This window comes from Halobacillus sp. KGW1 (assembly GCF_001592845.1).
Taxonomy (GTDB): Bacteria; Bacillota; Bacilli; order Bacillales; family Halobacillaceae; genus Halobacillus.
Genome location: NZ_LSOC01000002.1, coordinates 1,053,331 through 1,080,120 on the forward strand (window position 1 = coordinate 1,053,331; position 26,790 = coordinate 1,080,120).

Annotated in this window: 27 protein-coding genes; 10 read left to right on the forward strand and 17 right to left on the reverse strand. The window is 44.8% G+C overall.

Features of this window, described 5'->3' with window-relative positions; translation table 11 throughout:
• Positions 1-12 precede the first annotated feature (12 nt).
• Both rpsN and AXG56_RS06125 read right to left on the reverse strand, forming a co-directional pair.
• On the reverse strand, positions 13-282 hold the full coding sequence (gene rpsN, locus AXG56_RS06120; RefSeq protein ID WP_008639759.1) for a 30S ribosomal protein S14: 270 nt from the start codon (positions 280-282) through the stop codon (positions 13-15).
• Positions 283-443: 161 nt separating this feature from the next.
• Positions 444-992 (reverse strand): GNAT family N-acetyltransferase, encoded by a 549-nt coding sequence (locus tag AXG56_RS06125; RefSeq protein WP_008639757.1) that lies wholly within the window; start codon positions 990-992, stop codon positions 444-446.
• 278 nt (positions 993-1,270) lie between these two features.
• Between AXG56_RS06125 and AXG56_RS06130 the strand changes: the two genes are divergently transcribed.
• Positions 1,271-1,684, forward strand: a complete 414-nt coding sequence (locus tag AXG56_RS06130; protein WP_062513591.1) for a sporulation protein — start codon at positions 1,271-1,273, stop codon at positions 1,682-1,684.
• 16 nt (positions 1,685-1,700) lie between these two features.
• Here AXG56_RS06130 and AXG56_RS06135 read toward each other — a convergent pair whose 3' ends face one another.
• The gene (locus AXG56_RS06135) at positions 1,701-2,840 is read right to left on the reverse strand and encodes an FtsW/RodA/SpoVE family cell cycle protein (RefSeq protein ID WP_008639754.1); all 1,140 of its coding nucleotides are present in this window, start codon (positions 2,838-2,840) and stop codon (positions 1,701-1,703) included.
• Positions 2,841-2,967: 127 nt separating this feature from the next.
• Here AXG56_RS06135 and AXG56_RS06140 point away from each other — a divergent pair, with 127 nt between their 5' ends.
• Both AXG56_RS06140 and AXG56_RS06145 read left to right on the forward strand, forming a co-directional pair.
• Positions 2,968-3,345, forward strand: a complete 378-nt coding sequence (locus AXG56_RS06140; protein ID WP_062513593.1) for a CrcB family protein — start codon at positions 2,968-2,970, stop codon at positions 3,343-3,345.
• Positions 3,342-3,713: a CrcB family protein gene (locus tag AXG56_RS06145; protein ID WP_008639750.1), complete on the forward strand. Its 372-nt coding sequence runs from the start codon at positions 3,342-3,344 to the stop codon at positions 3,711-3,713. The genes AXG56_RS06140 and AXG56_RS06145 overlap by 4 nt, the downstream gene beginning before the upstream one ends.
• A gap of 17 nt (positions 3,714-3,730) precedes the next feature.
• Here AXG56_RS06145 and AXG56_RS06150 read toward each other — a convergent pair whose 3' ends face one another.
• Complete coding sequence (locus tag AXG56_RS06150) at positions 3,731-4,438, reverse strand: GDSL-type esterase/lipase family protein (RefSeq protein ID WP_008639749.1); 708 nt, start codon at positions 4,436-4,438, stop codon at positions 3,731-3,733.
• A gap of 131 nt (positions 4,439-4,569) precedes the next feature.
• Here AXG56_RS06150 and AXG56_RS06155 point away from each other — a divergent pair, with 131 nt between their 5' ends.
• Positions 4,570-4,995, forward strand: a complete 426-nt coding sequence (locus AXG56_RS06155) for a YusW family protein (RefSeq protein ID WP_008639747.1) — start codon at positions 4,570-4,572, stop codon at positions 4,993-4,995.
• Between the two features lie 29 nt (positions 4,996-5,024).
• Here the strand turns inward: AXG56_RS06155 and AXG56_RS06160 are convergent, their stop codons facing one another.
• From AXG56_RS06160 to AXG56_RS06180, 5 genes are all read right to left on the reverse strand, one after another.
• On the reverse strand, positions 5,025-5,324 hold the full coding sequence (locus tag AXG56_RS06160) for a hypothetical protein (protein WP_008639745.1): 300 nt from the start codon (positions 5,322-5,324) through the stop codon (positions 5,025-5,027).
• Between the two features lie 163 nt (positions 5,325-5,487).
• Entirely contained in the window at positions 5,488-6,636 is a 1,149-nt protein-coding gene (locus tag AXG56_RS06165) for a saccharopine dehydrogenase C-terminal domain-containing protein (RefSeq protein ID WP_062513595.1), read from the reverse strand.
• 27 nt (positions 6,637-6,663) lie between these two features.
• Positions 6,664-8,160, reverse strand: coding sequence for an aldehyde dehydrogenase family protein (locus AXG56_RS06170; RefSeq protein ID WP_008639741.1), 1,497 nt, complete (start codon positions 8,158-8,160; stop codon positions 6,664-6,666).
• Position 8,161: 1 nt separating this feature from the next.
• Positions 8,162-9,817, reverse strand: coding sequence for a thiamine pyrophosphate-dependent enzyme (locus tag AXG56_RS06175; RefSeq protein WP_062513597.1), 1,656 nt, complete (start codon positions 9,815-9,817; stop codon positions 8,162-8,164).
• On the reverse strand, positions 9,814-10,989 hold the full coding sequence (locus tag AXG56_RS06180) for an aminotransferase class I/II-fold pyridoxal phosphate-dependent enzyme (protein WP_008639739.1): 1,176 nt from the start codon (positions 10,987-10,989) through the stop codon (positions 9,814-9,816). Before AXG56_RS06180 ends, AXG56_RS06175 begins: the two co-directional genes overlap by 4 nt.
• Positions 10,990-11,269: 280 nt before the next feature.
• Between AXG56_RS06180 and AXG56_RS06185 the strand changes: the two genes are divergently transcribed.
• Both AXG56_RS06185 and AXG56_RS06190 read left to right on the forward strand, forming a co-directional pair.
• Entirely contained in the window at positions 11,270-12,457 is a 1,188-nt protein-coding gene (locus AXG56_RS06185) for a CaiB/BaiF CoA-transferase family protein (protein WP_062513599.1), read from the forward strand.
• Positions 12,458-12,469: 12 nt separating this feature from the next.
• On the forward strand, positions 12,470-13,663 hold the full coding sequence (locus AXG56_RS06190) for an acyl-CoA dehydrogenase family protein (RefSeq protein WP_026577287.1): 1,194 nt from the start codon (positions 12,470-12,472) through the stop codon (positions 13,661-13,663).
• 2 nt (positions 13,664-13,665) lie between these two features.
• Here AXG56_RS06190 and uvsE read toward each other — a convergent pair whose 3' ends face one another.
• From uvsE to AXG56_RS06210, 4 genes are all read right to left on the reverse strand, one after another.
• On the reverse strand, positions 13,666-14,643 hold the full coding sequence (gene uvsE / locus AXG56_RS06195) for a UV DNA damage repair endonuclease UvsE (RefSeq protein ID WP_062513601.1): 978 nt from the start codon (positions 14,641-14,643) through the stop codon (positions 13,666-13,668).
• 594 nt (positions 14,644-15,237) lie between these two features.
• Complete coding sequence (locus AXG56_RS06200; protein ID WP_062513602.1) at positions 15,238-15,702, reverse strand: SRPBCC family protein; 465 nt, start codon at positions 15,700-15,702, stop codon at positions 15,238-15,240.
• Positions 15,703-15,728: 26 nt separating this feature from the next.
• The gene (locus AXG56_RS06205) at positions 15,729-16,358 is read right to left on the reverse strand and encodes a class D sortase (RefSeq protein ID WP_062513604.1); all 630 of its coding nucleotides are present in this window, start codon (positions 16,356-16,358) and stop codon (positions 15,729-15,731) included.
• Positions 16,359-16,419: 61 nt separating this feature from the next.
• The gene (locus AXG56_RS06210) at positions 16,420-17,310 is read right to left on the reverse strand and encodes an LPXTG cell wall anchor domain-containing protein (protein WP_062513606.1); all 891 of its coding nucleotides are present in this window, start codon (positions 17,308-17,310) and stop codon (positions 16,420-16,422) included.
• A 264-nt stretch (positions 17,311-17,574) separates the two neighbouring features.
• On the opposite strand from AXG56_RS06210, the gene AXG56_RS06215 reads away from it, so the two are divergent.
• Positions 17,575-17,778 (forward strand): hypothetical protein, encoded by a 204-nt coding sequence (locus AXG56_RS06215; RefSeq protein ID WP_062513608.1) that lies wholly within the window; start codon positions 17,575-17,577, stop codon positions 17,776-17,778.
• Positions 17,779-17,789: 11 nt separating this feature from the next.
• On the opposite strand, the gene AXG56_RS06220 is transcribed toward AXG56_RS06215, so the two are convergent.
• Complete coding sequence (locus AXG56_RS06220; RefSeq protein ID WP_062513610.1) at positions 17,790-18,497, reverse strand: DUF421 domain-containing protein; 708 nt, start codon at positions 18,495-18,497, stop codon at positions 17,790-17,792.
• Between the two features lie 514 nt (positions 18,498-19,011).
• Between AXG56_RS06220 and AXG56_RS06230 the strand changes: the two genes are divergently transcribed.
• Positions 19,012-19,650 carry a FusB/FusC family EF-G-binding protein gene (locus AXG56_RS06230; RefSeq protein ID WP_062513614.1) on the forward strand — a complete coding sequence of 213 codons (639 nt, stop codon included), beginning with the start codon at positions 19,012-19,014 and terminating at the stop codon, positions 19,648-19,650.
• A gap of 123 nt (positions 19,651-19,773) precedes the next feature.
• The gene (guaC, locus tag AXG56_RS06235) at positions 19,774-20,757 is read left to right on the forward strand and encodes a GMP reductase (RefSeq protein ID WP_062513616.1); all 984 of its coding nucleotides are present in this window, start codon (positions 19,774-19,776) and stop codon (positions 20,755-20,757) included.
• Positions 20,758-20,811: 54 nt separating this feature from the next.
• On the opposite strand, the gene AXG56_RS06240 is transcribed toward guaC, so the two are convergent.
• Entirely contained in the window at positions 20,812-21,891 is a 1,080-nt protein-coding gene (locus AXG56_RS06240; protein ID WP_008639691.1) for a diguanylate cyclase, read from the reverse strand.
• Between the two features lie 138 nt (positions 21,892-22,029).
• Here AXG56_RS06240 and AXG56_RS06245 point away from each other — a divergent pair, with 138 nt between their 5' ends.
• On the forward strand, positions 22,030-24,213 hold the full coding sequence (locus tag AXG56_RS06245; protein WP_235601467.1) for a hypothetical protein: 2,184 nt from the start codon (positions 22,030-22,032) through the stop codon (positions 24,211-24,213).
• Positions 24,214-24,316: 103 nt separating this feature from the next.
• Here the strand turns inward: AXG56_RS06245 and AXG56_RS06250 are convergent, their stop codons facing one another.
• Together AXG56_RS06250 and AXG56_RS06255 are read right to left on the reverse strand one after the other, a co-directional pair.
• Positions 24,317-25,747 carry a glycosyltransferase gene (locus tag AXG56_RS06250; protein WP_062513618.1) on the reverse strand — a complete coding sequence of 477 codons (1,431 nt, stop codon included), beginning with the start codon at positions 25,745-25,747 and terminating at the stop codon, positions 24,317-24,319.
• Entirely contained in the window at positions 25,744-26,787 is a 1,044-nt protein-coding gene (locus AXG56_RS06255) for a hypothetical protein (RefSeq protein ID WP_062513620.1), read from the reverse strand. Before AXG56_RS06255 ends, AXG56_RS06250 begins: the two co-directional genes overlap by 4 nt.
• Positions 26,788-26,790 lie beyond the last annotated feature (3 nt).

Here is a 26,790-nt window from a genome sequence, read left to right on the forward strand (position 1 = left end):
TCTGTTTTGAGATTACCAGCTTGATTTCTTCACGCCGGGAATCTGGCCTTTATGGGCATAATCTCTAAACGTGATACGTGACATTTTGAATTTTCGCATATATCCGCGGGGCCTTCCTGTGACTGCACACCTTCCAGTCAACCTTGTAGGAGAAGAATCCCTCGGCAGTTTACGAAGGGCCTCATAGTCACCCCTTTCCTTTAGTTCTCTTCTCAAGCTCGCATACTTCGCGACTAATTCCTGACGTTTTCTTTCCTTGGCAATCTTCGATTTTTTAGCCATCCTGTATCTCTCCCTAAAAAGTAATTATTACGATTTAAAAAACGTTAAAAAAAACACCCTCGAGGATGTTTTTTAGTAACGATTACGATTTACATGATATCGTATCGTTCCAATCTTGTAAAGTTTCTTTCCTCTCATGAAGAATACCGTCCTTTCCAACACTACGAAGACAGATCGTATTCCTCACTTAATAGCGAGTGAATGAAAGCGTCGTGACTTTGATCTTCACGGACTAAATAGTTCCGCAGCGTCCCTTCTTTCTTAAATCCGAACTTCTCCAACATACGGTTGGAAGGAATATTATCAGGAAAAGTGACAGCCCCGAGCCTACGTATCTTCAGCTCAAGAAAGGAAAAACGGATAATCTCTTTTACTGCTTCAGATCCCAATCCGAGACGCCAAAAGTCAGGATGAATCTCATAACCGATCTCCGCCCTCATGGCTCTTGGATTCCAATTGTTGAGACCAACTGTACCTATAAATCTTGACTCGTTCTTCACTGTAAGGCCCCAGCGGATTCCCCGCTTTTCCTTCCAAGTGGATTGGAAAGACCGGATGATTTCTCTCGCCTGCTCCGGAGTTTTCAATGCATCCATCCCATAATATTTGGTCACTTCTTCTCTGGACATGATGTCTAAATATGCAGCAGAATGCTTTCTTGATACATTAGTAAGTGACAATCTTTCTGTCTCCAAAATGGGAAATTCCATCTCCATCCCTCCTGATAAAATCAACCATACCACACCCTTAGAGAAAAGAATAAAGAAATTTCGAAAAAATGTTGACGAGGAGTGAAGCGTTAGGTAATATATGGCTACAGTCTTTAGAAAAAGAAAGATCATTGATTTTTGTGCAGCGAGGCGAAGGCTCAGTGGGAGCTGTTCGTGATGGATCTGCCTCTTTTTCACAGGAATGGCGATGGACCTTTATTTCTCCGTCGGGAATTATAATTTTGAGCAGCTATCACTTTTGTTCGGAGGTCTTACCTATGATTGCGAAACTACTGAACCTGGTTGGAGTTGGATCCCCAAATGTTGATCTTGTGTTATCGAAAACGAATTTTCACCCTGGGGATACGGTAACCGGTGCATTCCATTTCCGGGGAGGAATTAGTACACAAACTGTGAAACGGCTTGAATGTGATCTGATGAAGAAAGAACCCGGGGAAAACCCCGTATGGATCCAAGCCGTCACAACCATTTTAATGGCCCGCACGATGGAATCAGGGACCCGTGAAGAGTATCCATTCAGCTTTTTGATACCAGATAACATCGACTGCTCCAATCCGGCTCTGACATATGAACTAAAAACACGTCTTGTTTTTACGAACGATAAGAAAACATCCGATACGGATATGATTCATATCATTCCGAGACACGAAAAAAAAACGCCGTCCCTTTGAGGGCCGGCGTTTTCCGTTATGCGGCTATTTTGTCTTCCTGGTTTTTCTTTACTTTCGATACAGCGTGAATATTGATCAGGATACCCACAGAAAACATCATCATCAATAATGACGTTCCACCGTAACTCACAAAAGGAAGTGGAACTCCAGTGAGCGGAATCATTCCCGTCAACCCTCCGAGGTTTACAGCTGTTTGTATTCCTATCAGACCCGATATCCCTATTGCCAATAAACGCCCGAACATATCATGGCTCTTCATACTAATGAAAAGTCCCCTGAGTACAATCAAGGCAATCAATCCGAGTACCACAGTTACTCCAATAATGCCAAGTTCTTCTGCCACAACAGCCATGATGAAATCCGTGTGTGCTTCCGGCAGATAACCGAGCTTCTGGACACCTGCTCCGAGACCCGTACCAATCAAACCGCCATTATGTATTGCAAGGTAGGAATTGATCAGTTGATAGCCGGAATCATCAGCGTTTTGAAAGGGCTGATAGGCTCCCTCAAAGCGCGACATCTGCTCTTCACTAAGTCCGAACATATACAAACAGACGGCTGTTACACTAGCAAGTGTCAACAGGAATATAAGGTGGGACCGCTTCAGGCCGCTTGACATAATAACTAGTCCGGATACAGCAAGCGCAATAACGGCTGTCCCTAAGTCAGGCTGTTTAAATATCATACCGATGATGAGCATGGTCATGATGATAGGCGGCAGCAATCCGCGTGCAAAATCTTCAATGTAATCTTTTTTCTTCGTGTAAATAGCTGCAAGGTAGATAATCAATGTCATCTTGGCCAGCTCCGCAGGCTGAAAGCGCCCCAAAAACGGGATCGGCAGCCAGGATTGGGCGTTATTGGAAGTATGCCCGATGGCAAATACAAGCAGCAGAAGCACGATGGTCAATAAAAGCAGTAGTTTGAACAACTTCCTGTAATTCCTGTAAGGAAGGACAATTCCGAGGAACAAAGCGAACAAGCCTATTATCCACGAAACCACCTGCCTTTTAAAGAAAAAATCAGGGGTTACATCGTACACCATCACACTACTGACCATACTCGCGCTGTACACCATCACTGTACCGAAAGCGGAAAGGGCCAGAACTGCGAATAGGATGGAAAAATCCATGTTTTTTAAAATCTTCAGAATCATTGGTAACCCTCTTTCATCTGTTCCTTCCCTTAAATTATAAGGCTTATCTTCCCGTAAAAAAAGCATTCCTTTCAAATAACTTCGAAAGTAATTATAATGTCATATAGATAGGCAGGTGTTTTGTAAGATGGTATACCTTTATGTCGGTATGGGTGGTTTTATCGGGGCTGTCCTGCGTTACCTCGTCGGGTTGTTTTTGATGGGGCCGGTTACAGGTTTCCCGTACGCCACGCTTTTTGCCAATTTGACCGGCAGCTTCCTGCTGCCCGTCCTGACGATAGGCTTTTTAGAGAAGCATGATATTTCAAGCGAATGGAAGAGCGCAATTGGTACAGGATTAGTCGGATCTTATACGACTTTCTCGACTTTGACGACAGATGCACTGGCTCTTTACGGAACAGGCGCGTCTATTCTTTCCATTACTTATATTATCATCAGCCTTGCCGGGGGGCTTCTATTATCTAAATTCGGTTTCGAACTCGGAAGAAGGAGGGTCGCATCTTGATTTTCTTAAAAATTTTCTTAGTGGGTGCGGGAGGTTTCCTCGGTGCCATCCTTCGGTATGAGGCAAGCGAGCGTATGAAAGGGTGGATGAATGGGGACTTCCCATGGGGAACGTACACAGTGAACCTCCTGGGTTCCTTCCTGTTGGGATTCTTAATAGGCAGGGATACGCCCCCGTTGGTATTGTTATTCGCCGGAACAGGATTGATGGGCGCCTTTACAACCTTTTCCACCTTTAAGTTTGAGGCTGTTAAATTACTTGCGCAGGAGAAGCGGATAACATTCTACGTGTATCTTACCTTCAGCTACGCAGGCGGCTTGCTCTTTGCGTTTACAGGACTAAAACTCGGGCAATGGTTCGTATACTGAACCTTGTGCCCGAGTTTTTATTCATCAAAATCATATGCCTGGATAATCCGTTTCGTCAATCGTTCGTACCCTTTTTCATTCAGATGAAGTTCGTCACTGAAAATACGTGTCGTTTTTTCTTCAAAAAGATCATTGGTTTCTACAAACGTGATACCTGTATAAGAATCGATCAGACCCTTGCTCGTGCTATTCCATTCCTTAATAATTTCATCTATTTTTCCATTATCCGGGTAAGGGTTATAAAGACCGAGAAAGAGGATGGGAGCATCTCCGTTCGAACCCCTCACCGTTTTCAAGATTGATTTTAAATTCTTTACATAATCCTTTTTACCCGCAGCGATTGCCTCCTTATTGATTTCTGACAAGTCTCCCCCGTTACTTTCAATCAAGTCATTGGTTCCAATGAATAACAGGATATAGTCTGCCTTCTGCAATGACTTCAGAACTTCCGGATCATTCATCTGGGTTAGCATCCCGTCCGTCTGCTGATCAGGAATTCCGTAATTATCTACTTTCACATCTTCTCCATTCGTTTCAAACCACTGTTTAAGGTTTTCCACGTACCCTTGTCCGCTGTCATCTCCAATTCCATAGGTCAATGAATCTCCCAATGCGACAATTCGCTCCTCTTTTGGACCGAACCAATCATTTCCCGCACCTATCAGAATAATAGGGACGAAGACGACTAATACAGCAAGGATGGCCTTAGTTGTTGTTTTTTTCATGACTGCACCTCCGAATCCATGACACGTAGTTTCCCCAGTTACAAAGGAATAAAACTTTTACTGCGACGTTTAGTCAATGATTTTTCAGCATAAACTAAGATCAAATCCGATAAAGGAAGGCGGCAGGAAGAATGAAAGTCGTTTTCATTTGCCTATTGACAGGATTTCTACTTTTAAGTGGATGGATGTCCAGCCCGGAAACAGCAAAAAAGGAAGATAGGGTCCTGAAACAGTCCCTTTCTTCCTCTCCCCAACACGTGGAACAAATCCATATAGGAGTCATTTATCCAAATAATAAGGTCGTGCGCATTCGATTCCATTCCGGCAATCAGCAGTCTGCAGCCTATAGAGACGACCGGAACCTGATCAACTGGAAAGGGGAAGAGGCATGGAGGGAACTCGATGGCGTTCTTGAAAGCCTTATCTTATCTAAAGAATTGGACGAATCCTTCTATAAAAATGCTGTGCTTGAGATGTTTGCGATTTCCACAGATTATAAGGAATTCTCCATGGAAGTGACCTTCGAAGATGGAACAAAACTCAAAGTGGAAGAATAAATAAACTATAAAAACCAGAGAAACTCAGCTCAAAGGCGGTTTCCCTGGTTTTTGAATTGTCGCGCATGCATCTTGGCAAAGGCGATGATACGGCGGTAAACATCCGGATGAATCTCTTTCTTTAAAGGGATATAAAGTTTAGCACTATCCTCGTCAATGATTTTGATCCGCTCTCCTCCCCTTACATAAAGAGTCACATAGAGGAACGGGTCCCTCATTTCAATCTGTCTGAGGTAATTTTTTGGAAACTGCGCGGTGATCAACAATCGATCTTCTACCTGCTTCAAAGAAAGCTGGCTGTGAAACGTTAGATTATTTATTTCTTCCAAGTACAACAAACCACCTCCGCATTTTTACAGAATTTTATTAGGCCTATAATAACATTCCACATCCTCTACTTGAAATCCTACCCTTCCATCTACAGTGACTGTAAAGTTAGTGTGAAGGTTTTCTTAAAACAGGAAAGGGCGGTCTCTGCCGCCCTATTCCTTCTTACTTTAGGTCCTCATTAATCATGACTCCGCGCTTCGCCATTTCCTCGATATACAACGCACCTGGAACGATGGACTCCGGCGGACATACACCTCGCTTGGATATGGCACCGCTTCCGATCATTTGTGCGACAACAGATATCGTATTAGCAGTCGCACGGGCCATTGCTGTCACCTTTGTTTCCGGGTCTTTATACGTCACCATCTCGTACTCGTATGTCTTCTCGACGCCTGCCCTGTTTCCACCAACGCTCACGCGCAGGAGCACAGCATCCTCTTTATCTTTCAAGTCGACTATTGGGTCAATGGACTTTAGTAAGACCTCTCTCGTCTTTATCAGTGTTCCGCCTATTTCGACTGTATTGTCGGCTCCGGTTAATTTCAAATCTACGAGCAGCTTCATTTTTTCAGCATGGCCCGGGTAGCGGATCGTTTTGTACTCGAGCGTCTCTATATTCGGGTAGGATTTCAACAGCGTCGAAGTCCCGCCCGACGTATGGAAAGCTTCCAGCGGCCCGAACTTTGCGAAATAGATTTTTTCCACTTCTGTAAGGGATTCCACCTCCGTAAGTTTTCCACCACGAATGATTGTAGAAGGATCCGAATAATGATCGAGCAGACCTTCCATGGAGAAGACATGATTATATTCAAGCGGGGGTTCTGGACGAACCGGTATCCCTCCTACGAACAGCCGGATCGAAGACAGGTGATTGAGCTTTCCAGCACCGAATCCGGAGAGAATATTTATCATCCCCGGAGCTACACCTAGATCCGGTATAATAGTCACACCCTCCTCTTTAGCCCGTTCATCAAGTTCGAGCACTTTATCGGTTATGTGCCCGATATGCCCTCCAAGGTCCACCGAATGAACACCAACATCGATTGCTGTCCTCGCTACTATTTCATTAAAAGAATAGAACAAAGCATTGATGACGACGTCATAGTCCTTGAGAAAGGCCGCTAGCTCGTTCGTATTCCCGGCATCGACGACATGAGCACTGATTTTACCGCTGCTCAGCGATTTACAGACCGCTTCTGCTCTTTTAAGGTCGATATCTGCAAGCCCGACCTTCTTCACGCCGGGACTGTGCACTAAATCACGCGCTGCTTCTTTTCCCATTAAACCAGACCCTAGAACAGCTACTCTCATTGTCCCATCCCCTTTTATATATTGATCTTAATCCACGTCGATTTGGGCCCTTTGGAGCTTTCCGCTGAAATCGACATATACGGCTTTCCACTCTGTAAATACATCCAACGCAGCAACCCCGGAGTCTCGATGGCCGTTGCCTGTCCCCTTCGTACCTCCAAAAGGAAGATGGATTTCAGCTCCTGTCGTTCCGGCGTTTACGTAAACAATTCCTGTATCTAAATCTCTTTGAGCCGTAAAGACTTTGTTGACATCCTTTGTAAAAATGGAACTGGAGAGACCATATTCTACACTGTTGTTGATATCAACGGCTTCTTCAAAACTCTGGACAGGAATAAGCGAAACGACCGGTCCGAAAATTTCTTCTTTGGCTATACGCATGTCTTTTGTGACATCTGTGAACAGGGTGGGGGCAAAGTAGTTGCCTTTTTTATGGCTGCCGTTTTCCATAATATAGCCGCCCGTAAGCAGCTTGGCTCCCTCCGCTTTCCCAACATCAACATAGCCTTTTATTTTTTCGAGGCCGGACCGGTTAATAATCGGTCCTACTTTGATCGATTCATCCAAGCCGTTGCCGATGGAAAGCCTGGCAATTGCTTTCTGAAGGCGCTCTTCCAGCTCATTTTTCACCTTCTCATGTACCATCACACGGCTGCACGCCGTGCAACGTTGGCCGCTTGTTCCGTAGGCGCTCCACAAGATCCCTTCTACGGCAAGGTCCAAGTCTGCGTCATCCATGACAATAACCGCGTTCTTTCCACCCATTTCAAGGGATACTTTCTTCAGACGCTCCCCGCATTTCCCTGCAATGGTGCGCCCGACCTGGTTGGACCCTGTGAAAGAGATGACGCGGATGTCCTCTTCTTCGATCATGGCTTCTCCCACTGTCGAACCAGAGCCGAAGACGACGTTAAGTACGCCTTCCGGAAGTCCGCAATCCTCAAAGATCCTTGCCAGTTCGAAAGCCATAATCGGTGTTTCCGTCGCAGGTTTCCAAACGACTGCATTTCCAGCTACAATTGCCGGAAATGATTTCCATGTAGCAATGGCAATAGGGAAATTCCAGGGGGTGATGATGCCGACAACACCGACGGGCGCGCGGACACTCATTGCGAATTTATCCTTTAACTCAGATGGTGTTGTTTGACCGAAAAGTCGTCTTCCTTCACCGGCCATGTAAAACGCCATATCAATTCCTTCCTGCACTTCACCGCGGGCTTCCTCAATCACCTTTCCGTTTTCCATCGTTAATAATTGAGAAAGGCGTTCCTTTTCTTCTTTCATCCTCTGACCGACTTTGTATAGAATTTCTGCACGCTGTGGTGCGGGTACTAGTGCCCATTTTCTTTGAGCCTTCTTTGCAGCCTTCACCGCATCGGAGACTTCCTTGCGCGTCGACAACGGAACATGAACGATCGTTTCGGATGTAGCTGGATTGACAACCGGCACCGCGGCTCCTGACTTGATTTCCTCCCATTTACCACCTATAAAGTTACGCAGTGTTTCCGTTTGAATATGACTCATACTATTCCTCCTCCATATGACGCTCTCTAATTTGGTCGATCGTTGCTCCTACCGATATCCGCTCGCGGTCCTCTTCAATTTCAATGAGGACCGGTCCATCTATCTGCAGGGCTTCTTCCAATACTTCGCGGAATCGGGAAGCCGTTTTGACATAAAACCCTTTTGCTCCAACTTTGTTTGCCCATTCATGGAATGGAACTTGTCCCAGTTCTGTACCGATGACTTCACCTGGATAATGCATTTCCTGATGCATCCGAATAGTACCGTACATGCGGTTGTTAAATACGATACTGATGACAGGGATGTGATACCTTACCGCTGTTTCCAACTCCTGCATCGTCATCATAAATCCACCGTCACCGGACAGGGATACCACTTTCTTTGTAGAGGAAGCAAGCTTTGCTCCAATCGCTGCCGGCAGACCATATCCCATAGCTCCTGAAGTAGGGCCGATATAAGTCCGATCCTTCCTGAATTGAAAAAAGGAGTGAAGCCACCCGGCAAAGTTCCCTGCATCATTGGTTATAATCGTATCTTCCGGAACCGTTGCTTGCAGATGACCGATTATTTGACCATTCAGCGTTTCGTCTCTCGACGTAAGCGTTCTTTCATAAACCAACCTTCGTTCCTTCCTCCATTCCTCCCACGTTCTATTAAGAGAGAGAGCATTTAACGAATGTAATGATTCCTTTGCATCCGCTACACAACCGACATCCGGCGCAAAACTTGTTCCGAGAGTATCATAGGATATATCGATGTGTATGAGTTTCTGCCACGGCTGAATTAAGGAATAATCCTGGGTGGTCACTTCGGAAAGTCTCGTGCCGACCGCAAGAATCACATCCGCACGTTGGACGGTTTCTTTGACACCGCGGTCCAGCCCTAAACCTAAGTGGCCGACATAGTGAATGGAGTCGTTTGGATACACATCGTGCCTCCGAAATGCAGCCAGCACCGGAATATCATTTTTCTCCGCAAATGTTCTTAATGAAGCTTCGGCCCCTGATGCAACGATTCCACCACCGGCAATGATAACCGGCCGGTCTGCCCCTTTCAGCAGATCGAGGATGTCTTGGATTTGACTGTCCGAGAGCTTCGGTTTCGGAATCTTTACAGGGGCCTTTTGAAATACCATGGAGGACGTCTGCTTTAATACATCTTCCGGCAAAGAAAGCACCACAGGACCCGGCCTTCCTGTCCTTGCAATCCGGAATGCTCTTTGCACAAGTTCCGCTGTCCTTGGAGGCTCACGTATTTCAGCCACCCATTTTGAAATCGGACGCAAAAAAGCCTCAAGATCCACTTCCTGAAAGCCTTCACGGCCACGAAAACCTGAGTGTACCTGACCAAGCAAAACGACCATTGGTGTAGAATCCTGGTACGCGGTGTGTACCCCAATGGTTAAGTTCGATGCCCCGACCCCTCTCGTAGCCAGAACCACCCCGGGTTTTCCGCTTGCCTTGGCATAACCTTCTGCCATGAAGGATGCTCCACCCTCATGTCTCGCAGAGATAAGCTCGATATTCTGCCTCTTCTTTATGGCGTCCATCACAGGAAGGTAACTCTCTCCGGGAACGCAAAACACTTTGGATATTTGCTCCCTGTTTAGACATTCAACGATGGCCTCTGCGCTTGTCATTGTTTTTTCTTCTTTCATACAGATCCCCCCTTCCTCGCTTTCTTCATACGAATGACCGCTTGTTCCAGCCTATCTAAAGGAACAGACAAACTGATCCTTACATACCCTTCTCCACCTTCGCCGAAAGCCGTGCCAGGGGTAATTATGACTCCCGCATTGTCGAGCATCTTCTCACAAAACTCTGCAGATGTTTCTCCCGCCGGTACCTTTGCCCATATAAACAGCGTTCCCTTCGGTTTCAAAGCTCTCATATCTAGAGATTCTAAAGCACCCATCATCATCTCCAAACGTTTTTCATAGATGCAGTTGTTCTTTATAACTTCCGATAGATCACTTTGAAGCGCAGTTGCCGCTGCCTTCTGAATCGGGAGGAACTGACCAGTGTCTTTATTGCTCTTTACTACCGACAACGCCTGGATCAATCGAGCGTTACCTACGACATATCCGATCCTCCACCCCGACATGTTGAAACTCTTTGACAGAGAACCGAACTCGACCGCGACTTCTTTCGCTCCTTCTACCTGAAGAATGCTTGGTGCACGATAGCTTCCGAAAGTAACCAGGTCATAGGCGGCATCTTGAATTAGAAAGATTCCTTTATTACGCGCAAAGGTTACAGCTTGCTCAAATGTTTTCCGTTCCACGGTTGCTCCGGTAGGGTTGTTTGGATAGTTCATGAGCATCAGTTTTAATCGCTGGTCCTCCTGACCAAGGAGCCTCTCAAAAAGGGGCTTGTACCCGCTCTCCTCATACAGCCGGTATTTAATCCCTACACCATGAGCCAAGTGAATGGCGGATTGATAAACAGGATACCCGGGATCCGGCATAAGGACACCGTCTCCCGGGTCGATGACGGCTTCCAGCATATGGGCCAACCCTTCCTTGGAACCAATCAGGGCAAGCACTTCCGTTTCCGGATCCAATTGAACATCATAGCGTTTCTCATAGAAATCAGCGACCGCTTGTCTAAACTCTTCGCAGCCGCTGTATGGAGAATATTTGTGATTCGCCGGTTTGTGGACTTCATCCACCAACCGGTCGATGATGAATGGAGGCGTCGGCAGGTCCGGAGCCCCTATTCCAAGATCAATCACGTCTATCCCCTGCGCCTGAAGCGCCTGCTTCTTCTTTTGAAAAATAGAAAATAAATAGGTAGGTAAACGATCCACTAACTTCGAGCTATGCATCATACCATTCAAACCTCCAAGCGGAACCATAATTGATCAAATGAACTGCCCACTATCTCATTCTATGGTCTGCCGTTCTGATTCATGATCATTGATTTTAAGAATCATAAATAATAGGGGACCGGCATAAATTAAAGTGTACATCCGGACAACTTCCCTCCCTTGTTTCAAGAAATGATCATGTTGTTCCCAAGCCAGTCGGATTCATACTTCGTATGGGTTCTTCTGGCTTTTCCCATGAGGGTACGCCCATATAATCCCAATCCAGATAGGATGTGGTGGTATGACAACCGCACTAAGCGGCATACGTGTGTTGGATTTATCGAGAGTCCTTGCCGGTCCCTACTGCTCTATGATCCTAGGAGATCTTGGGGCGGAAGTAATCAAAGTGGAAGCGCCCGGTGGAAGTGATGACACGAGGACTTGGGGACCGCCGTTCCAAAAGGGGGTCAGCGCTTATTATCTCTGTGCAAACAGGAACAAAAAAAGCATAACTGTTGACTTGAAAACAGCCGAAGGACAAGCAATCATACGGGAGCTGGCGAGCCGGAGTGATGTTCTTCTCCACAATTTCAAAACCGGTTCGATGGAAAAATTCGGACTGGACTATGAGAGTATGAGCGAGCTTCATCCCGCTCTCATCTATTGTTCCATTACAGGTTTTGGAGAAACCGGTCCCTACAGCCATTTACCAGGATATGACTTTATCATCCAAGCCATGAGCGGATTGATGGCCGTTACAGGTACGCCTCAGTCCGGCCCTCAAAAAACAGGTGTTGCAATTTCCGATATTCTCACAGGTCTGTACGCAGCTATTGGAATTCAGGCAGCGCTGCTCGAAAGGCAACACACCAATAAAGGGCAGAAAATAGACTTATCCCTGCTCGACTCAGCGGTCAGTGCTTTAGTGAATATCGGAAGCAATTTTCTGATGACAGGAGAAGAACCGACCCGCATGGGAAATCATCATGCAAACATAGCCCCCTACCAGATGTTCAAAACAAAAGACGGGGAGGTTATAGTTGCAGTCGGTAATGACAGGCAGTTTTATCATTTTTGCAATGCTGTCCAAAAGCCCGAACTCTCTGAAGATCCCCGTTTCTGCACGAATGCTGTCCGGGTTAAGAACAGGGAAGAGTTGACCGCTATTCTGCAAAAAACAATGGAGGAGAAAAAAACAGCCTATTGGTTAAAAATATGCCGGGATTCTCAAATACCAATAGGACCTGTTCATACGCTTACCGACGTTGTGCAGGATGAACAGCTGATGGCAAGGGATATGTTCGTGACTGCGAACCATCCGGCGGCAGGCCCCATTCGGATGGTCGGAAGCCCGCTGAAGTTATCCGGATCATCCTTCCGTGTCAACCATGCCCCGCCAGAACCCGGGGAACATACAATAGAAATTTTAAACATGCTTGGTTACAGCAGAGAAATTATTGATGAATGGAAAAAAAAGCGCATCATATAGGGAGGCTTACTAATGAATTTCGACTATAGTGATGAACAGGTAATGCTGAAAAAAACAGTAAGGGATTTTGTAGATAAGGAAGTTATGCCTTACATTCAGGAATGGGATGCGAGAGGATTTATAGATGCCGGTATCTATAAAAAACTTGCGGATTTAGGTTTAATGGGGGTATGCATCCCGGAAGAGTACGGCGGGAGCGGCATGGATTATAATGCGCTGGCCATCGTCTGTGAAGAACTCGAACGTGGAGACACGGCATTTAGAACAGCTGTTTCCGTACATACCGGACTCAACAGCATGTCGCTGCTCCAATGGGGGAATGACATACAGAAAAAGAAATACCTCATCCCACAGGCGAAAGGCGAGAAAATAGGGGCATTCGGCTTGACGGAACCGGGAGCAGGATCGGACGTGGCTGCCCTTCAAACGACCGCGCATAAGAATGGGGATCACTATATTTTAAACGGTCAGAAGACGTGGATATCCCTATGTGATACGGCTGATCACTTTCTTGTTTTCGCCTACACAGATAAAAGCAAAAAACATCATGGGATATCTGCGTTTATTGTGGAGAGGACGTGGGAAGGTTTCTCTTCCAAAGCGATTAAAGGAAAACTGGGGATACGGGCTGGAAATACAGGCGAGTTGTTTTTTGATGGCGTCCGAGTTCCAAAAGAGAACCTGCTAGGTAAAGAGGGAGATGGTTTCAAAATAGCCATGGCTTCCCTTGATAACGGCAGATTCACTGTGGCAGCCGGAGCTTGCGGGCAAATCATGGCATGCCTCGAAGCAAGTGTTCAATACTGCAAGGACAGAAAGACCTTTGGTAAAGAAATAGGAAGACACCAGCTCGTTCAGCAAATGATCGCCAGGATGGAAGCAGGTCTTCAGATGAGCCGATTACTCGTCTATAAGGCAGGAGAACTAAAAAACAAAGGTGTTCGAAATACCAGGGAAACCTCCCTCGCCAAATGGCAGGCCTGTGACTTCGCAAATGCTGCTGCCGACGATGCCGTTCAAATCCACGGAGCGTACGGCTACTCCGGTGAATATCCAGTAGAGCGGTATTTAAGGAATTCGAAGGCCCCTGTCATTTATGAGGGAACGAGAGAAATCCATACGATCATGCAGGCGGAATACGTCCTTGGTTACAGGAAGGATAAGCCGCTTCATAACAACCTCCCTCCCTATGAACCTAAGATTTGAAGCTAAACACCTGTTCCTTTCCAACGAAAAGTGGAAGGTGTTTCAATAAGGATATTGGGATGAGTCTGTAATTCCCTCATCAGCTTTTTCAGTGCCTGATCCTTTTGTTTCGCCTCAATCATACAGTCTATCATCGAAGTCGACCCATCTACATTTTTTATAAAATTTAAGAACATGTCCCTATCAATGAAATCAGCATGGCTGTTAAAAGCTTTTCCACTTTTCGGACTGGATATATGCATTTTAACTGGAAGCTGGGATCCCCGCCACGTGTCGATCACCCTCGACCAGTGTGACGTCCAATCTTCCCCATCGTTATTAGCCAAATGATGGTGAAGGTCAAACACTTGAGGGATACCCAGCTTTTCGCATATATACAAACAATCGGAAAGAGTGAAGGAAGTATCATCGTTCTCAATCATCACAAGCTTCTGCAGTCCGCTCGGTACATGCGCCCATTGGTCAAGGAACCTTTCCAGAGACTTTTCTTTATCCCCATACTTTCCTCCCAGATGAAGTACACAGCGGTGCATAGGATCGATCCCCATGTAGTGAAGCAGCAGGTAATGGTGCTTTAATACTTCCATGGAATTACGAAAGACATCCTCACTTGGAGAGTTAAGAACGACGAAATGATCTGGATGAAAGTCTACGCGCATCGCATGTGAAATGGCATAGTCTCCAAGCATGTTAAGCTCTTTCTTAATAGAGGAGATATAATCCCAGTCGGTCAGTTCTTTATGAGTAGCAAGGGGAACAAGTCGTGAACTGAACCGGAAAAATTCAATTTGTTCCACGAGATTATGTTTTAAGATACGCAGACAATTATGAATGTTGGATACAGCGATGCTTTCAAGCTTTCTTAACGCTGCTTCCCGGTCTTTCATCCCAGAAAATCGCTTGAAGGTTAACGTCTGTGACGGTGAAGCATTTTCAAGCTCCAGGCTCATTGCTACGTATCCCAGTCTAAATAAAGTCATGATTTTCTCCTTCTTTTTCGTTAGTTTGGGGTGAAATCACAATTTCATGTACTTTAAATATAGAAACTTCAGCACGCGGCAAACCTGCCCCCAGCCAATCCAAACTTCGATAAGGGTGCATAATAAAGAGCCGGCAGTATCCAAATTCCTTTTTCCCAATAAAAACCTGCGCCTAGGACGGCAAGGTACGCCATTCCATAAAAATACAAAATAAATGCTGCAATATTTTTTTATTTTTTAAAAAAACAGGGTGGGGAGAGGTTTATGTCACATTGCTTCAGGGTATATACTCACTAAGACCATTGAAGAGGCTCAACCATTGCGAGTTCGTTTCCCAAGGAACGAATCATTGGCGGATAAAGGGAACATCTCCCGTGTATGGGTATAGGCAGAGCCCTGATGAAGCCGAACAGGAAGTGGAAAGAGTCATTACACGCTTGAAGGGAAAAAGCACAACAGGAAACGGATTCACAAGCAAGAATCCTTCCGATCAGCTTTTCACCACAGGATCGCGAACGATTCTGAAATGGTTGGGTCCCTTCAGTGGTCTAAAAAAAACCCGGCATAACTGCCGGGTTTTTCATTACTCTCTCATCATTCCAATTGTCTTCTCAAAGCAATCTCCGCGAGAACCTCTGCTCTTTCCATCAATAACCGTTGCATATACCTTTTCAAAAAAAGCACATCGGCAAGCTTACCTATCCATCCGAACGGCGCTTCATATTCAAATACATCCGTCATGATTGTACCGCCGCTTTGTGTATTCTGGAATCGGTGTGTATGTGTAAAAGAATGAAATGCGCCTTCCAGCATTTGGTCCGTGAAATTCCACGGCTCGTTCAATTCAGTAATCTGAGCGGTCAATGACTGCCAAACACCAAGGTGCTTGGCTCTCCACGTTACCTGATCTCCAAGCCCCATAATGCCGCTGGTCACTCCACTGATTGCACTCTCCCGGCTCTTCTTCGTTGTTTCTGTATGTACATCTACATTCCTGGCCATATTAAAGCAAATCTCCACAGGTGCGTGGATGTACTGATGATGTATAAGAACGGGCATCTATTCTTCTCCCCCATAAAAAACCATTATTCTATTTTATTCACACTTTCGAGAGTCGCCTCAATAATATACCTGTCCGGGGCGTCTCCAACGAATTCAAAGGGATAACAAGTAGTAAGCGTCAGGACAGGTTCATCCTTATCAACAATGACAGTGCGATCTTTTGCATCGGTGACCCAAGTCTTGGCCACGCGGTATTCGTATCGCTTGTTTTGGAATTCCACAAATATACTGTCTCCTTCCTCCACTTCACCAAGCCCCGTAAAAACAGTCTCTCTATGGCCGCTCAAAACCGTATGGCGTTGTTCTTTAGGAGTCGTTGTCCATTGACTAACATACATTCCTACCCCTCTTTTCAAGGATTCTTCATCGGCTCCCCAATAAACTTTGAACCCTTTCTCCAGCTTGGGAATGATCACTCTCCCCACTTCATCCCCTTGCTTAAACGTCTCCAGATCTTCCGTATAAACAGGAGGTTTTTCTTTCCTCTCGATTGTTTGTTTTTCCATAGACGGAGCATCTTTGACCTGATCCCATTGCTCAATTTCCTCCAGTGGTACTTCTTCCACCGCCTGGATCGAGCTCCACCACTGGAAGCCGAAAAAGAATGCTATGACAATTCCGGCAGTCATTACAGCAGCAAGTATCTTATTCAAAAGTCGATCTCCTTCCATTATGTATAGAGGGGAAACCGACAAACCGGTCTCCCCTTCCATATTAAGCGTTCTGTTTTCTTCTAAACACCAACACACCGCCTGCAGTTAAAGCAAGAATAGCTCCAAGAAGCGTAAACGCTGGTTCGGATGTAGCCGTATCCGGCATTTCCCCGCCCGCTTCCTCCAAAGGCTCCGCTCCGTTTATTACTTCCTGTGGTATTTCTACGGTCCCGACATTATTAAACTCGCTGACCGTTGTTTTAGATGACTGGGAAATATTCATCGTTTGGCCTTCCATGGAAAGGCTCATATCGATCATCATATCCACACTGGTTAAATAATGGTTTTCTTTATCTACAGTTATTTTATAGGACACATCATTGATTGTCATCTGATCCTGCAGTTGTTCCATCATTTTCTGCATTTCCCCGCTGTCTTCTCCGGAAGACATATTGGACTCCATCATCTTCATAGACATTTCTAAAAGTTCTTGTCCATCTCCTTCATAAGTTAAAACATAGCCATCATCCGACTCTTCCACACTCATGTCTTTAGCAAGGCCGGCCGCCTGATCCACCTGCGCTTGTGCCATCATCGCATTCTTGATCATGGTACCATCCGTTACTTTAACCCATCCTTCTCCAGGAATTTCTGTAAAATAACCCTCTTCCGATAGATAGGATTCGATCGTCTCCCCATCAAGCATAGTCTGAATATGCATGACTAACGGATTGTTTTGAACATCCGCCGACATTTCTGTCTTAACGGCTTCTTCGCTTGAACCATCCGTCATTTCCGATACGGTATGGATTTTGTAACTATCAAGTTCCATCATAGCCTTATTGGATTTCTTCAGAATCTCCTCTGCTTCCATCTCCTCTGCGGATATCTGCATCGGTAATACGAACAAAACCACCAAAATCAACGACAGACTTACCCATTTTTTCGCCATCCAAACACTCCCCTATCAAATTTGGTGAAAGAGCAGCAGTCATTATGTATGTAAGGGACAAAAGATGCATCCACTTTCCCCACCAAAGTCCCTATTTCCTTATTATTACATCATTAAACATTTTTAGGTGATAGAATGACAAAAAAAACGAAAAACATCGAAATTTCCGCATATTAAAACTTGACTCTGCAATTATTACGTTTAGTTCTATGAAATCGTGGGAATTGATATCTTCAGATATGAATGAGACGGGAGTTCTGCCGAATGGAGGATCAACTAACATTAGATAATACAGAAATATTGCTGCTGGAAAGAGATAAGCATTCCTTGCGATGCCTGAAACAAAAAACACAGGATTCCTCTCACCTGTCGATACTCAATTCGCAGATTAATCTATTAGAGGAAGCCTTATACTTATCTAAGAAGCAAGCCATACAAAAGCGCCGTACTAAAGAAAAATCGGTATAACAGACTGATTTCTACATGTCTTTTCGTGTCAAACCAAGGCTGTCTTCGCTCCGATCTATATAAAGATTCCCTTCTGTATCCAGCTGTGCCGTGACGATTTCTGCCCAGTCCGATATTCCCCTCTCTGCTATCTTATCCTCTATCCATTCCTCACTGTAACCGGTAGCAGCTAAACTGTTAGGCAGAAGATTCCCTTGTATAATAACTACCTGCGGAAAAGATTGTTCGTTTCCCTTCATTCCAATATCCCCTTGAGTCAATGGCGTATACTGTGATTTTCTTAATACGCTCACGGTTCCATCCGTTTCCAAGACTGCGACTTGAACATCACGGAAGTGAAATACGCCACTTTTCCTCAACTCCCCAATCAATTCATCCACCGTGAAACGCACTTTCGCCATCCCTTCCTCTAAAATTTTTCCGTTGTCGATCAGCAGCGTCGGTTCACTGTTCAACCATTTTCTTGCACGGAACGACTTGATTGTCCATATATCCATAATCATTACCAGAGCGGAAAACAAAACGAGAGCAGCAATCCCGTGCCATAAAGGGAGATCCGGGGTAAGAAATGTGTTGGAAGTCATAGATCCTAACGTAATACCCGCAATAAAATCGAATAAGGTCAGTTGGGATATAAGCTTTTTACTTAAAATTCTTGCCAGTATATACAATAGGGCAAACATAATAAAACCACGCAAAAGGAAATCAACAAGGACCATTAACACTCCCTCCAATACCCACTCATTCACTGTACAAAAGGAAGAAAGCCGCGGCCTTCTCCCTCCCTCTATAATGGAATTTCCATCTTAAACAGAGATAAAAACCACTCCCAGCAGAAACATCCCCGCTGCATATAAACCGATCCATGCTGATATCGGGAGCGGGAGCCTCAACCAATGAACAGATTTCCTCATCCATAAAAAAAGAGCATAGGACAGGAAAAAGGTAAACAGATAAGCAGTAGAATTCCAGTCCTCTTTAAAGATTCGATCTGCTATATTATGTAAGATCGTAAAAGAAAGCAGAAACAGGAGAAACCACACCTCTTTAAACTTACGGAAATTTCGAAAAATCATAGTTCTTCCCCTTTCATCAGTTTTTCTTCCTAGCTTGTTTCAATTTCCTGTTCTGCATACATAAAACAAACTATTCTTTTTAAGAAGGTGAATAAGTTGATAGAAAGTCCCTGACCTGAAATAATAAGAGTCACCACAATGAACGGAGGCAGGATTCATGGAAAAATTCATTCGTCCCGACCAATACCATTTCATTCAGTCTTGTGCACATCATTTATATAAAAACAACCTCATCTCGAACGATGCTGCCGTCACCAATGCTTTGAAAGAGATGACCCATGAAAAAGTTCTTGAAGCTTTTCAAAGCCTCACACTGCCTCAAAAGCAAATTATAGATCAAATAAAAAATGTGCAGGATGAAACGGATGCCATCCTTTATTTTTCTCGTATCAAGCAATATGTTAATCCACTTGCAGATATCACAGAGGAAACCATCCAGCTGCTTTTTCCTAAAACAAAGAAATTGACTATTCCAGACCTTAATAAGCTGGAGTGGACGGAACTGTCGTATATAGGATGGAATGATTATGGAACAGCAAAGAAATTTATCGTTACTACAATCGATGACAGACTGGTTGGTTTATCCGGACATTTCTCATCATCCGTTAAGCATGGAATCTGTTCCATTTGTCATGAACAGGGAAATGTGGGACTTCTTACATCCGTCGTATCACGACAAACAAATGGTGAAATGGTGAGTCGGGGTAACTATATTTGCGTAGACAGTCAAACGTGCAACAAGAATTTGAAATCGAGAGATCATCTGGAAAACTTCATGAAGCGAATGAAATCATAAAAAACCTCCCATTCCTTGGAGGTTTTTTATTTTGACTTTCAAAAGAAAATGCTGTAAATTACAATATGTACGAACGATAAAAGATATTAAATCGAATAACATTCGGTTTTAGGAGTGTTTTAAATGGAAAATGTATTTGATTACGAAGATATTCAATTAATTCCTGCTAAGTGTATAGTGAACAGCCGCTCAGAATGTAATACCTCCGTTACTTTAGGGTCTTACACATTTAAACTTCCTGTAGTACCTGCAAACATGCAGACGATCATCGATGAATCCATCGCTGCGACCCTCGCGGAAAACGGATATTTCTATGTAATGCACCGGTTCCAGCCGGAAACACGGGAAGCATTCATCCACACGATGAAGCAGAAAAATTTAATCGCTTCCATAAGTGTCGGGGTGAAGGATGAAGAATATGAATTTATTACAGGCCTTGCAAATAAAGGTCTTGTTCCAGAATTTATTACCATTGATATTGCACACGGACACTCAACAGCTGTTATTGAAATGATTCAACACATAAAGGAACATTTACCGTCGACTTTCGTTATTGCAGGTAATGTCGGTACTCCGGAAGCAGTCAGGGAACTGGAAAATGCCGGAGCGGATGCAACTAAAGTAGGGATCGGCCCGGGGAAAGTATGCATTACGAAATTAAAGACCGGTTTTGGTACCGGAGGGTGGCAGCTTGCAGCTCTTCGTTGGTGCGCCAAAGCTGCTAAGAAGCCGATTATCGCTGACGGAGGAATCCGAACCCACGGAGATATTGCAAAATCTGTTCGTTTTGGCGCCTCTATGGTCATGATCGGTTCCTTATTTGCCGGGCACGAAGAATCTCCAGGAGAAACCATCGAAGTAGATGGAAAATTGTATAAAGAATACTTTGGATCTGCGTCTGAGTTCCAAAAAGGGGAGAAAAAGAACGTAGAAGGCAAGAAAATGCATGTAGAGCACAAAGGAAACCTACAGGATACACTTGACGAAATGGAGCAGGATCTACAATCAGCTGTCAGTTACGCAGGAGGCACGGACTTAAACGCTATCCGCCACGTCGACTATGTCATTGTGAAGAACTCGATCTTTAACGGAGATAAAGTCTTCTAAAATACTCAAATAAAATCCATACAAAAAAGGAGCCATAGAGGCTCCTTTTTTTATTCAGTAAACGACCCGGTTCCTGCCAGTGGTTTTTGCCTTATATAAAGCTTTATCTGCGTTCTTGTATAAATCATCCGGCTTCTTCATTTCTTTTTCTAATTGGCTGACCCCTATTGAGATCGAAAGTTTGATTTCATCTCCCTCCGGCAGCACGAAACGGTGCCTTTCCACCGCGGCCCGGATTCTTTCTGCAATTTCCAAGGAATCTTTCCTAGAACAGTCGGGAAGCAGCACGGAAAACTCCTCCCCCCCGTTTCTTGCTATCTGGTCTGTCGGTCTGGCATTTGCCTGCAGAAGCCCACCCAGTTGTTTAAGGACGGCATCCCCGGCGTCATGTCCGTATGTATCATTAACGCGTTTAAAATGGTCAAGATCCATGAGCAGTAAAGATACACCTTTCACTTGATTACCGCTCTTCTTAAATAAATCGTTCAGGGTAAAGTGAAAGTGACGTACGTTGCTTAAACCGGTTAAGAAGTCCGTCTTTGAATCGTTTTTCAACTGCTGAAACATGCGCTTGGAATATTGGATGTCCTGAAAGAAAACTGCTGCAAAAACGCCGGCTGGAACAGCAATAAACCAATAATATATCAACACTTCCCAATATTCCCTATCTCCTCCCATAACTACATACAAATGTGTACTGATGATCAGCAGACTGATGATGTTCAGGACGGATATCTTTTTGGTTGTCCCTAAGGAAATAAATCTGCTGGCAACTCCTACGATCAAACCGAAGATAAGAGTAGTCATTAAAGCGAAAAGCGACGTCTCATCGAAACCGAATAAAAGCCGGGATATGCCGATCAGCGCGGCAGATACCATCGTCGGGACAAACCCTGCATAGTAAGCAAGAATAATGATTGGAATATGCCTGAGGTCGATCATGATATTGTCTCCAACTTCTATAGAGAAGAACATGAGAACCAAGCCTATACCCGCTGCTAACACACTCATAAGACATCGATCCCATCTGCCTGACTGCCTGCCGATCGGTTCTTTAATAATTTTTCCTGCCAGATAGAACCCGGCTATCATAATTGCTAAATTAGCCACTAATTCTTTCAATATATACACCATCCCTGTAATCTCTCCTGTCATCCATCTATCCTTACTACGTGAACACTTAAAATCATCCATCCATCTACCCAATTTTATCACGAGCTATTATAATGAACATATAAAAGTAGAAATTTTTTCCTCTAAGGAGCTGTTTTTTTGAAAAACTTACTTATATTCTTTTTTTTGGCTGTAATGATCGTGACAGGGGGCGTTCTTTTTTGGCAGAATCTCTCAACCGAGCCGGAAAGTAAGCTTCCATCGAACAAATCTTTGAATGAGGAGATGAAGAAAGTGGAACTGGCCTCTGTCGACGACTTGTCTTATCCATCCAAAATAGAAGATAACCGAATGCACGTATATAAGGATGGAAAGTGGGTGCCTATTACCATTAAAGGGGTGAACATTGGTATGGGCAAGCCTGGGCACTTTCCTGGTGAAGCAGCTATTGACGAGGATGAATACCTGCGTTGGTTCCAGCAGATTGGGGACATGAACGCGAACGCCATACGGATTTATACCCTTCATCCCCCGGGCTTTTACAAAGCACTGGCCGCCTATAATGCTCAGGCAGAACAGCCGCTCTATGTCCTGCACGGCGTATGGGTCGATGAAACTCCGCTAGAGGAAACAGAGGATGCTTTTCATAAAGAAATAACAGATTCCTTTCAAAGCGAAATGAAGAAAATAGCCGATGCCATTCACGGTCATGCGGAAGTAAAACCTTCTCCTGGACATGCATCCGGGGTTTATGACATCGATGTTTCCCCATATGTGATCGGTTGGATTATCGGAATTGAATGGCACCCTAAAATGGTGGATTCTATGGATCGCGGGTATCCTGATCTTGGTGACTTCGACGGAGAGTATGTTTTCACTGAAGGCGCGAGTCCGATGGAACACTGGCTTGCCGTCCAACTGGAAACCCTCACAGCCTATGAAAGCGAAAATTACAAAAGCATGCGTCCCATCAGTTTTACGAACTGGGTAACCACAGATCACATAGATCAGCCGGCAGAGCCGTTGGAAGAAGAGGATTTGGCGTCTATAGATCCCAATCACATTCACCGAAAAGGAGCCGGTACAAAACCGGGAATGTTCGCTTCCTATCACGTCTACCCCTATTACCCTGACTTTATGAACCTGGAAGAAAAGTACACAAAGTATTTGGATCACAGAGGTGAACGTAATAATTATGCAGGCTACCTGCATGATTTATCCGAAGCGAATGATATGCCGGTCCTGATTGCGGAATTCGGAGTTCCTGCATCCCGGGGTCTAACCCATCGTAACCCTTTCGGTTGGAACCAGGGCTTTCACTCCGAAAAAGAGCAAGGGCAGATTGTCAAACGGCTCTATGAAGATATCCTGGAAGAAAATATGATGGGAGGACTTATCTTTACTTGGCAGGATGAGTGGTTTAAACGGACGTGGAACACTATGGATTATGATAACCCGGACAGACGCCCCTATTGGTCCAACGCGCAGACTAACGAACAACAATTCGGACTACTAAGTTTTGACAGACACAAAATTAAAGTCGACGGAAAGAACGATTGGGATGCATCGAAAACGCTCCTTTCCAAAAATGAAGGCAGCCTGCAGAGCTTAGCGGTAGACCATGATGAACGTTACCTCTACATAAAAACCGAGCTTGAGACACTTTCCGATACGTTTTGGGACAATCATCACATCAACCTTTATTTCAGCATAAGGCCGGAAAAGGGCATCGATGTCTTTGGTGACGCATCGATGAGAGCAGACTTCCGCCTGACGATTCGTGGAAAGGATGAGGCAGTCCTCGAAACAGCCGGGGATTATGATCCATTCCTGTTTCACTACACCGAAGATTTGAACATGGTCAAGGTACCGGAGAAAGAACTGGAGAGGAAAGAGAAGATTTTCCGCCCCATCCATCTCGCCTTGAACAAAGGACTTGTCCGTCCGGATACTGGAGAAGAGATTCCATTTGAATCCTACGAAACGGGCGTCTTCCGCTTTGGAAACGGAAATCCAAATGCAGATGATTACGATTCCCTCGCCGACTACTTTTTCACAAAGGATGGACGAATAGAAATCCGTATACCGTGGATGCTCGTTAACGCAAAAGACCCCAGTCAGAAAGAGTTTATGGGGGATATATATAAGAACGGAATAGACGCCTCCATCAAAGTGGACGGGGTGGAAGTTGCTGCCGCGATTACAGATGACAATTCAAACGTAGAGAAATTTCCTGACGGGCCGTCTCTTTACACGTGGGACAACTGGGACCTTCCACAATATGAAGAGCGGCTGAAGGACTCCTACTCGATCATCCAGCAGCTATTTAAAGATGTGAAATAAAACAAAGAACCACAGTAAACCACTGTGGTTCTTTGTTTTATCAGCGCCCCAAGGAAAGCACCGTCTTATCGCTTTATAACCATGAAAATAGGAAACCATGGGACTAAGACTCTGCATTGGTTTGAGATAAACCTTTCCGATTCATATCTCCCCAACTTCCTTTTTTCTTACGGATTGCTTGATAAAGGCCTGCGACGCGCCACCAAACAAGCATAGGCCGATACCAGAAACTCTCTGTAAGTGCGTAAAGAAATAACACGACGACACTTTTCAAATCAGGGTACTTGTGATAGGTCCACTCTTCAAGAAGGACCGCCAGTGAGGACAACATGGAACCATAGAATATGGTTAACAGCCCCATAGCAATACTCACTTCAATAGATATAAAGGAAAAAATCAAACCGATTACGATAATGGCATACCCCAGTAATTCGAAAACCGCACTCAACAATTCGACGAAGAGATAATAGGGAAGAGAAAACATTCCAATTCCTTTGTATTTAGGATTAAAAAGCATGTCCCGATGCTTCCATATTGTCTCTGCAAGCCCACGCTGCCAGCGCTTTCTTTGCGCACGAAGAGAGGAGATCGTAGATGGAGCCTCTGTCCAGCATACAGGATCCTGAATGTATTCAATTCGCTGCTTTGAGTTCTCTTCCTTAATAGTACGGTGCATACGAACGATCAATTCCATATCCTCTCCAACTGTATTCGTATCGTAACCCCCGGCTTTAATCACCCGTTTCTTTTCAAACACACCAAAAGCACCGGATATAATCAGCAGGATATTTAAACGGCTGAGGCCTAGTCTCCCAATCAGGAATGCTCGAAAATACTCAATGATCTGCATTCGCACCATCGGTTCTCTGGCAAGACCGATCTTTTCCACCACACTTTTCACGATAAGGGATCCGTTGGCGATCCGGACGGTCCCCCCAGTAGCGGTCACCTCCCCGTTTGAGTCAATGATCGGTTTCATCGTCTTAAGTAAGGCATCCCTGTCTAATAAAGAGTCACCGTCGATAGCTGCAAAATAGGGATACTTGGAGAAATTAATGCCGGCATTCAAGGCATCGGCTTTTCCTCCATTTTCTTTTCTTAATAGATAGACATGAGGATAAAGAGTGGATTGATACCCAGCGGTCACATCCTTCGTTTGAAAGTGCCGTCGTGTAGCTAGATTAAACGGCTCCATCTCGAACGTATGGATCATTTTCTCTGCCGTCCGGTCTTTGGATCCGTCATCAATGACGATGACTTCATATTGAGGATAGTGTAAAGCAAGCATCGATTCCACCGTATTAAGAATACCCACTTCTTCATTATAAGCCGGCACGAGAACAGATACAGGGAACGTATCTGTATTAACAGCCGTGTCTTCAATCAATTCTTCCCTGTCCAGCTCTTTCTCCTTTTTAATTTTCGGCCCGGCGAGAAGAAATAATACGCCATATAATACGGCAACGATTACCATATAGAGAATGACAAACACCGCAGTTACATCTACGATAACCGATAATATTTCCTGCATCATACGCTTTCCCTCACTTTCATGCTCATAAATTGACGAGCCATATCACGAGCAAAACCATCGGGATGCTCCTCCGCTATACGAGCCAACATATCCTGTCCGGCAGGCAGCTGCCGGATAGCTTGACATGCGGTGTACCGCACCCACCATTCTCTGTCCCCGGTCAGATCATGAAGCGCTTCTCTGCTCTCCTTTACTCTACGCATGCCTGCAAGTCGTGCCACTAACATTCGTTCCTCCCAATAATTTGATTGGAAGAAAGAGGCGATTACGCTCATTTCCACGTCCGCATCCGCATCAGCATAGCTGCGAAGTGCTTTTAAACGTATTTCCTTATCCTCATCCTGAAGCCATCCCTTAATAAAAGCGACATGTTCCTGATTTTTTGTTTCTCCGCAGTAGGTAAGGATTCCAATAATTACATCTCTTTTTGTATCCGCTCCTTCCTCTATCAAATAGATTAATGTACTAAGAAAATCAGCAGGCATACGCCTGAGCATTTGCTTTGCAAGCCTCTGAGTCATGTGTGGAGTTTCAAGAATCACTCGAATGACTCTCTCATCCCCAAGTGCAGCAGCTGTCCTTAGGGTCTGACGATATTCTTCATCCATTTTTCTTAACGATTGGAAATGTTCCCATACGTCATCCTTTAATTGGGTCATATGAAAGTCTTCTATGTAGAACAGAGTGTTTACGCGCTGAGACCAGCTTCCCTTCTTTAGTAAAATCTGGTAGGACTGAGCAAGGTGTTTATGAGAAGATTCTTCCACCCGCTCTTCTGAAACAGCCGGGTCCTTGCGATCGACGATATCATTGAGCATTCGTTCGATCAGGTTAACCTTGTCTGTTTTTGACATGATGTACTCCGGCTCTTCCTCCTCACCGGCAAGGAAGGATCGAAAACTACCATAGTAAAAAGCATAAAGGTCATTCCGGTGTTCCTGGATCCTCAATCTGTTTGCTTTCATAACCAATAAATAGCAAAGCAAAAAAACTTGAAGAGCAAAAAGGACTCCAACAAGGATGAACACAAGTTGCAGCATCCC

What these genes read in the sequence shown, in the direction of transcription:
- rpsN (WP_008639759.1), bottom strand. Translation starts at nt 282, where the DNA reads ATGGCTAAAAAATCGAAGATTGCCAAGGAAAGAAAACGTCAGGAATTA.
- AXG56_RS06125 (WP_008639757.1), bottom strand. Translation starts at nt 992, where the DNA reads ATGGAATTTCCCATTTTGGAGACAGAAAGATTGTCACTTACTAATGTA.
- AXG56_RS06130 (WP_062513591.1), top strand. Translation starts at nt 1,271, where the DNA reads ATGATTGCGAAACTACTGAACCTGGTTGGAGTTGGATCCCCAAATGTT.
- AXG56_RS06135 (WP_008639754.1), bottom strand. Translation starts at nt 2,840, where the DNA reads ATGATTCTGAAGATTTTAAAAAACATGGATTTTTCCATCCTATTCGCA.
- AXG56_RS06140 (WP_062513593.1), top strand. Translation starts at nt 2,968, where the DNA reads ATGGTATACCTTTATGTCGGTATGGGTGGTTTTATCGGGGCTGTCCTG.
- AXG56_RS06150 (WP_008639749.1), bottom strand. Translation starts at nt 4,438, where the DNA reads ATGAAAAAAACAACAACTAAGGCCATCCTTGCTGTATTAGTCGTCTTC.
- AXG56_RS06155 (WP_008639747.1), top strand. Translation starts at nt 4,570, where the DNA reads ATGAAAGTCGTTTTCATTTGCCTATTGACAGGATTTCTACTTTTAAGT.
- AXG56_RS06165 (WP_062513595.1), bottom strand. Translation starts at nt 6,636, where the DNA reads ATGAGAGTAGCTGTTCTAGGGTCTGGTTTAATGGGAAAAGAAGCAGCG.
- AXG56_RS06170 (WP_008639741.1), bottom strand. Translation starts at nt 8,160, where the DNA reads ATGAGTCATATTCAAACGGAAACACTGCGTAACTTTATAGGTGGTAAA.
- AXG56_RS06175 (WP_062513597.1), bottom strand. Translation starts at nt 9,817, where the DNA reads ATGAAAGAAGAAAAAACAATGACAAGCGCAGAGGCCATCGTTGAATGT.
- AXG56_RS06180 (WP_008639739.1), bottom strand. Translation starts at nt 10,989, where the DNA reads ATGATGCATAGCTCGAAGTTAGTGGATCGTTTACCTACCTATTTATTT.
- AXG56_RS06185 (WP_062513599.1), top strand. Translation starts at nt 11,270, where the DNA reads ATGACAACCGCACTAAGCGGCATACGTGTGTTGGATTTATCGAGAGTC.
- AXG56_RS06190 (WP_026577287.1), top strand. Translation starts at nt 12,470, where the DNA reads ATGAATTTCGACTATAGTGATGAACAGGTAATGCTGAAAAAAACAGTA.
- uvsE (WP_062513601.1), bottom strand. Translation starts at nt 14,643, where the DNA reads ATGACTTTATTTAGACTGGGATACGTAGCAATGAGCCTGGAGCTTGAA.
- AXG56_RS06200 (WP_062513602.1), bottom strand. Translation starts at nt 15,702, where the DNA reads ATGCCCGTTCTTATACATCATCAGTACATCCACGCACCTGTGGAGATT.
- AXG56_RS06210 (WP_062513606.1), bottom strand. Translation starts at nt 17,310, where the DNA reads ATGGCGAAAAAATGGGTAAGTCTGTCGTTGATTTTGGTGGTTTTGTTC.
- AXG56_RS06215 (WP_062513608.1), top strand. Translation starts at nt 17,575, where the DNA reads ATGGAGGATCAACTAACATTAGATAATACAGAAATATTGCTGCTGGAA.
- AXG56_RS06220 (WP_062513610.1), bottom strand. Translation starts at nt 18,497, where the DNA reads ATGGTCCTTGTTGATTTCCTTTTGCGTGGTTTTATTATGTTTGCCCTA.
- AXG56_RS06230 (WP_062513614.1), top strand. Translation starts at nt 19,012, where the DNA reads ATGGAAAAATTCATTCGTCCCGACCAATACCATTTCATTCAGTCTTGT.
- guaC (WP_062513616.1), top strand. Translation starts at nt 19,774, where the DNA reads ATGGAAAATGTATTTGATTACGAAGATATTCAATTAATTCCTGCTAAG.
- AXG56_RS06240 (WP_008639691.1), bottom strand. Translation starts at nt 21,891, where the DNA reads ATGGTGTATATATTGAAAGAATTAGTGGCTAATTTAGCAATTATGATA.
- AXG56_RS06250 (WP_062513618.1), bottom strand. Translation starts at nt 25,747, where the DNA reads ATGATGCAGGAAATATTATCGGTTATCGTAGATGTAACTGCGGTGTTT.
- AXG56_RS06255 (WP_062513620.1), bottom strand. Translation starts at nt 26,787, where the DNA reads ATGCTGCAACTTGTGTTCATCCTTGTTGGAGTCCTTTTTGCTCTTCAA.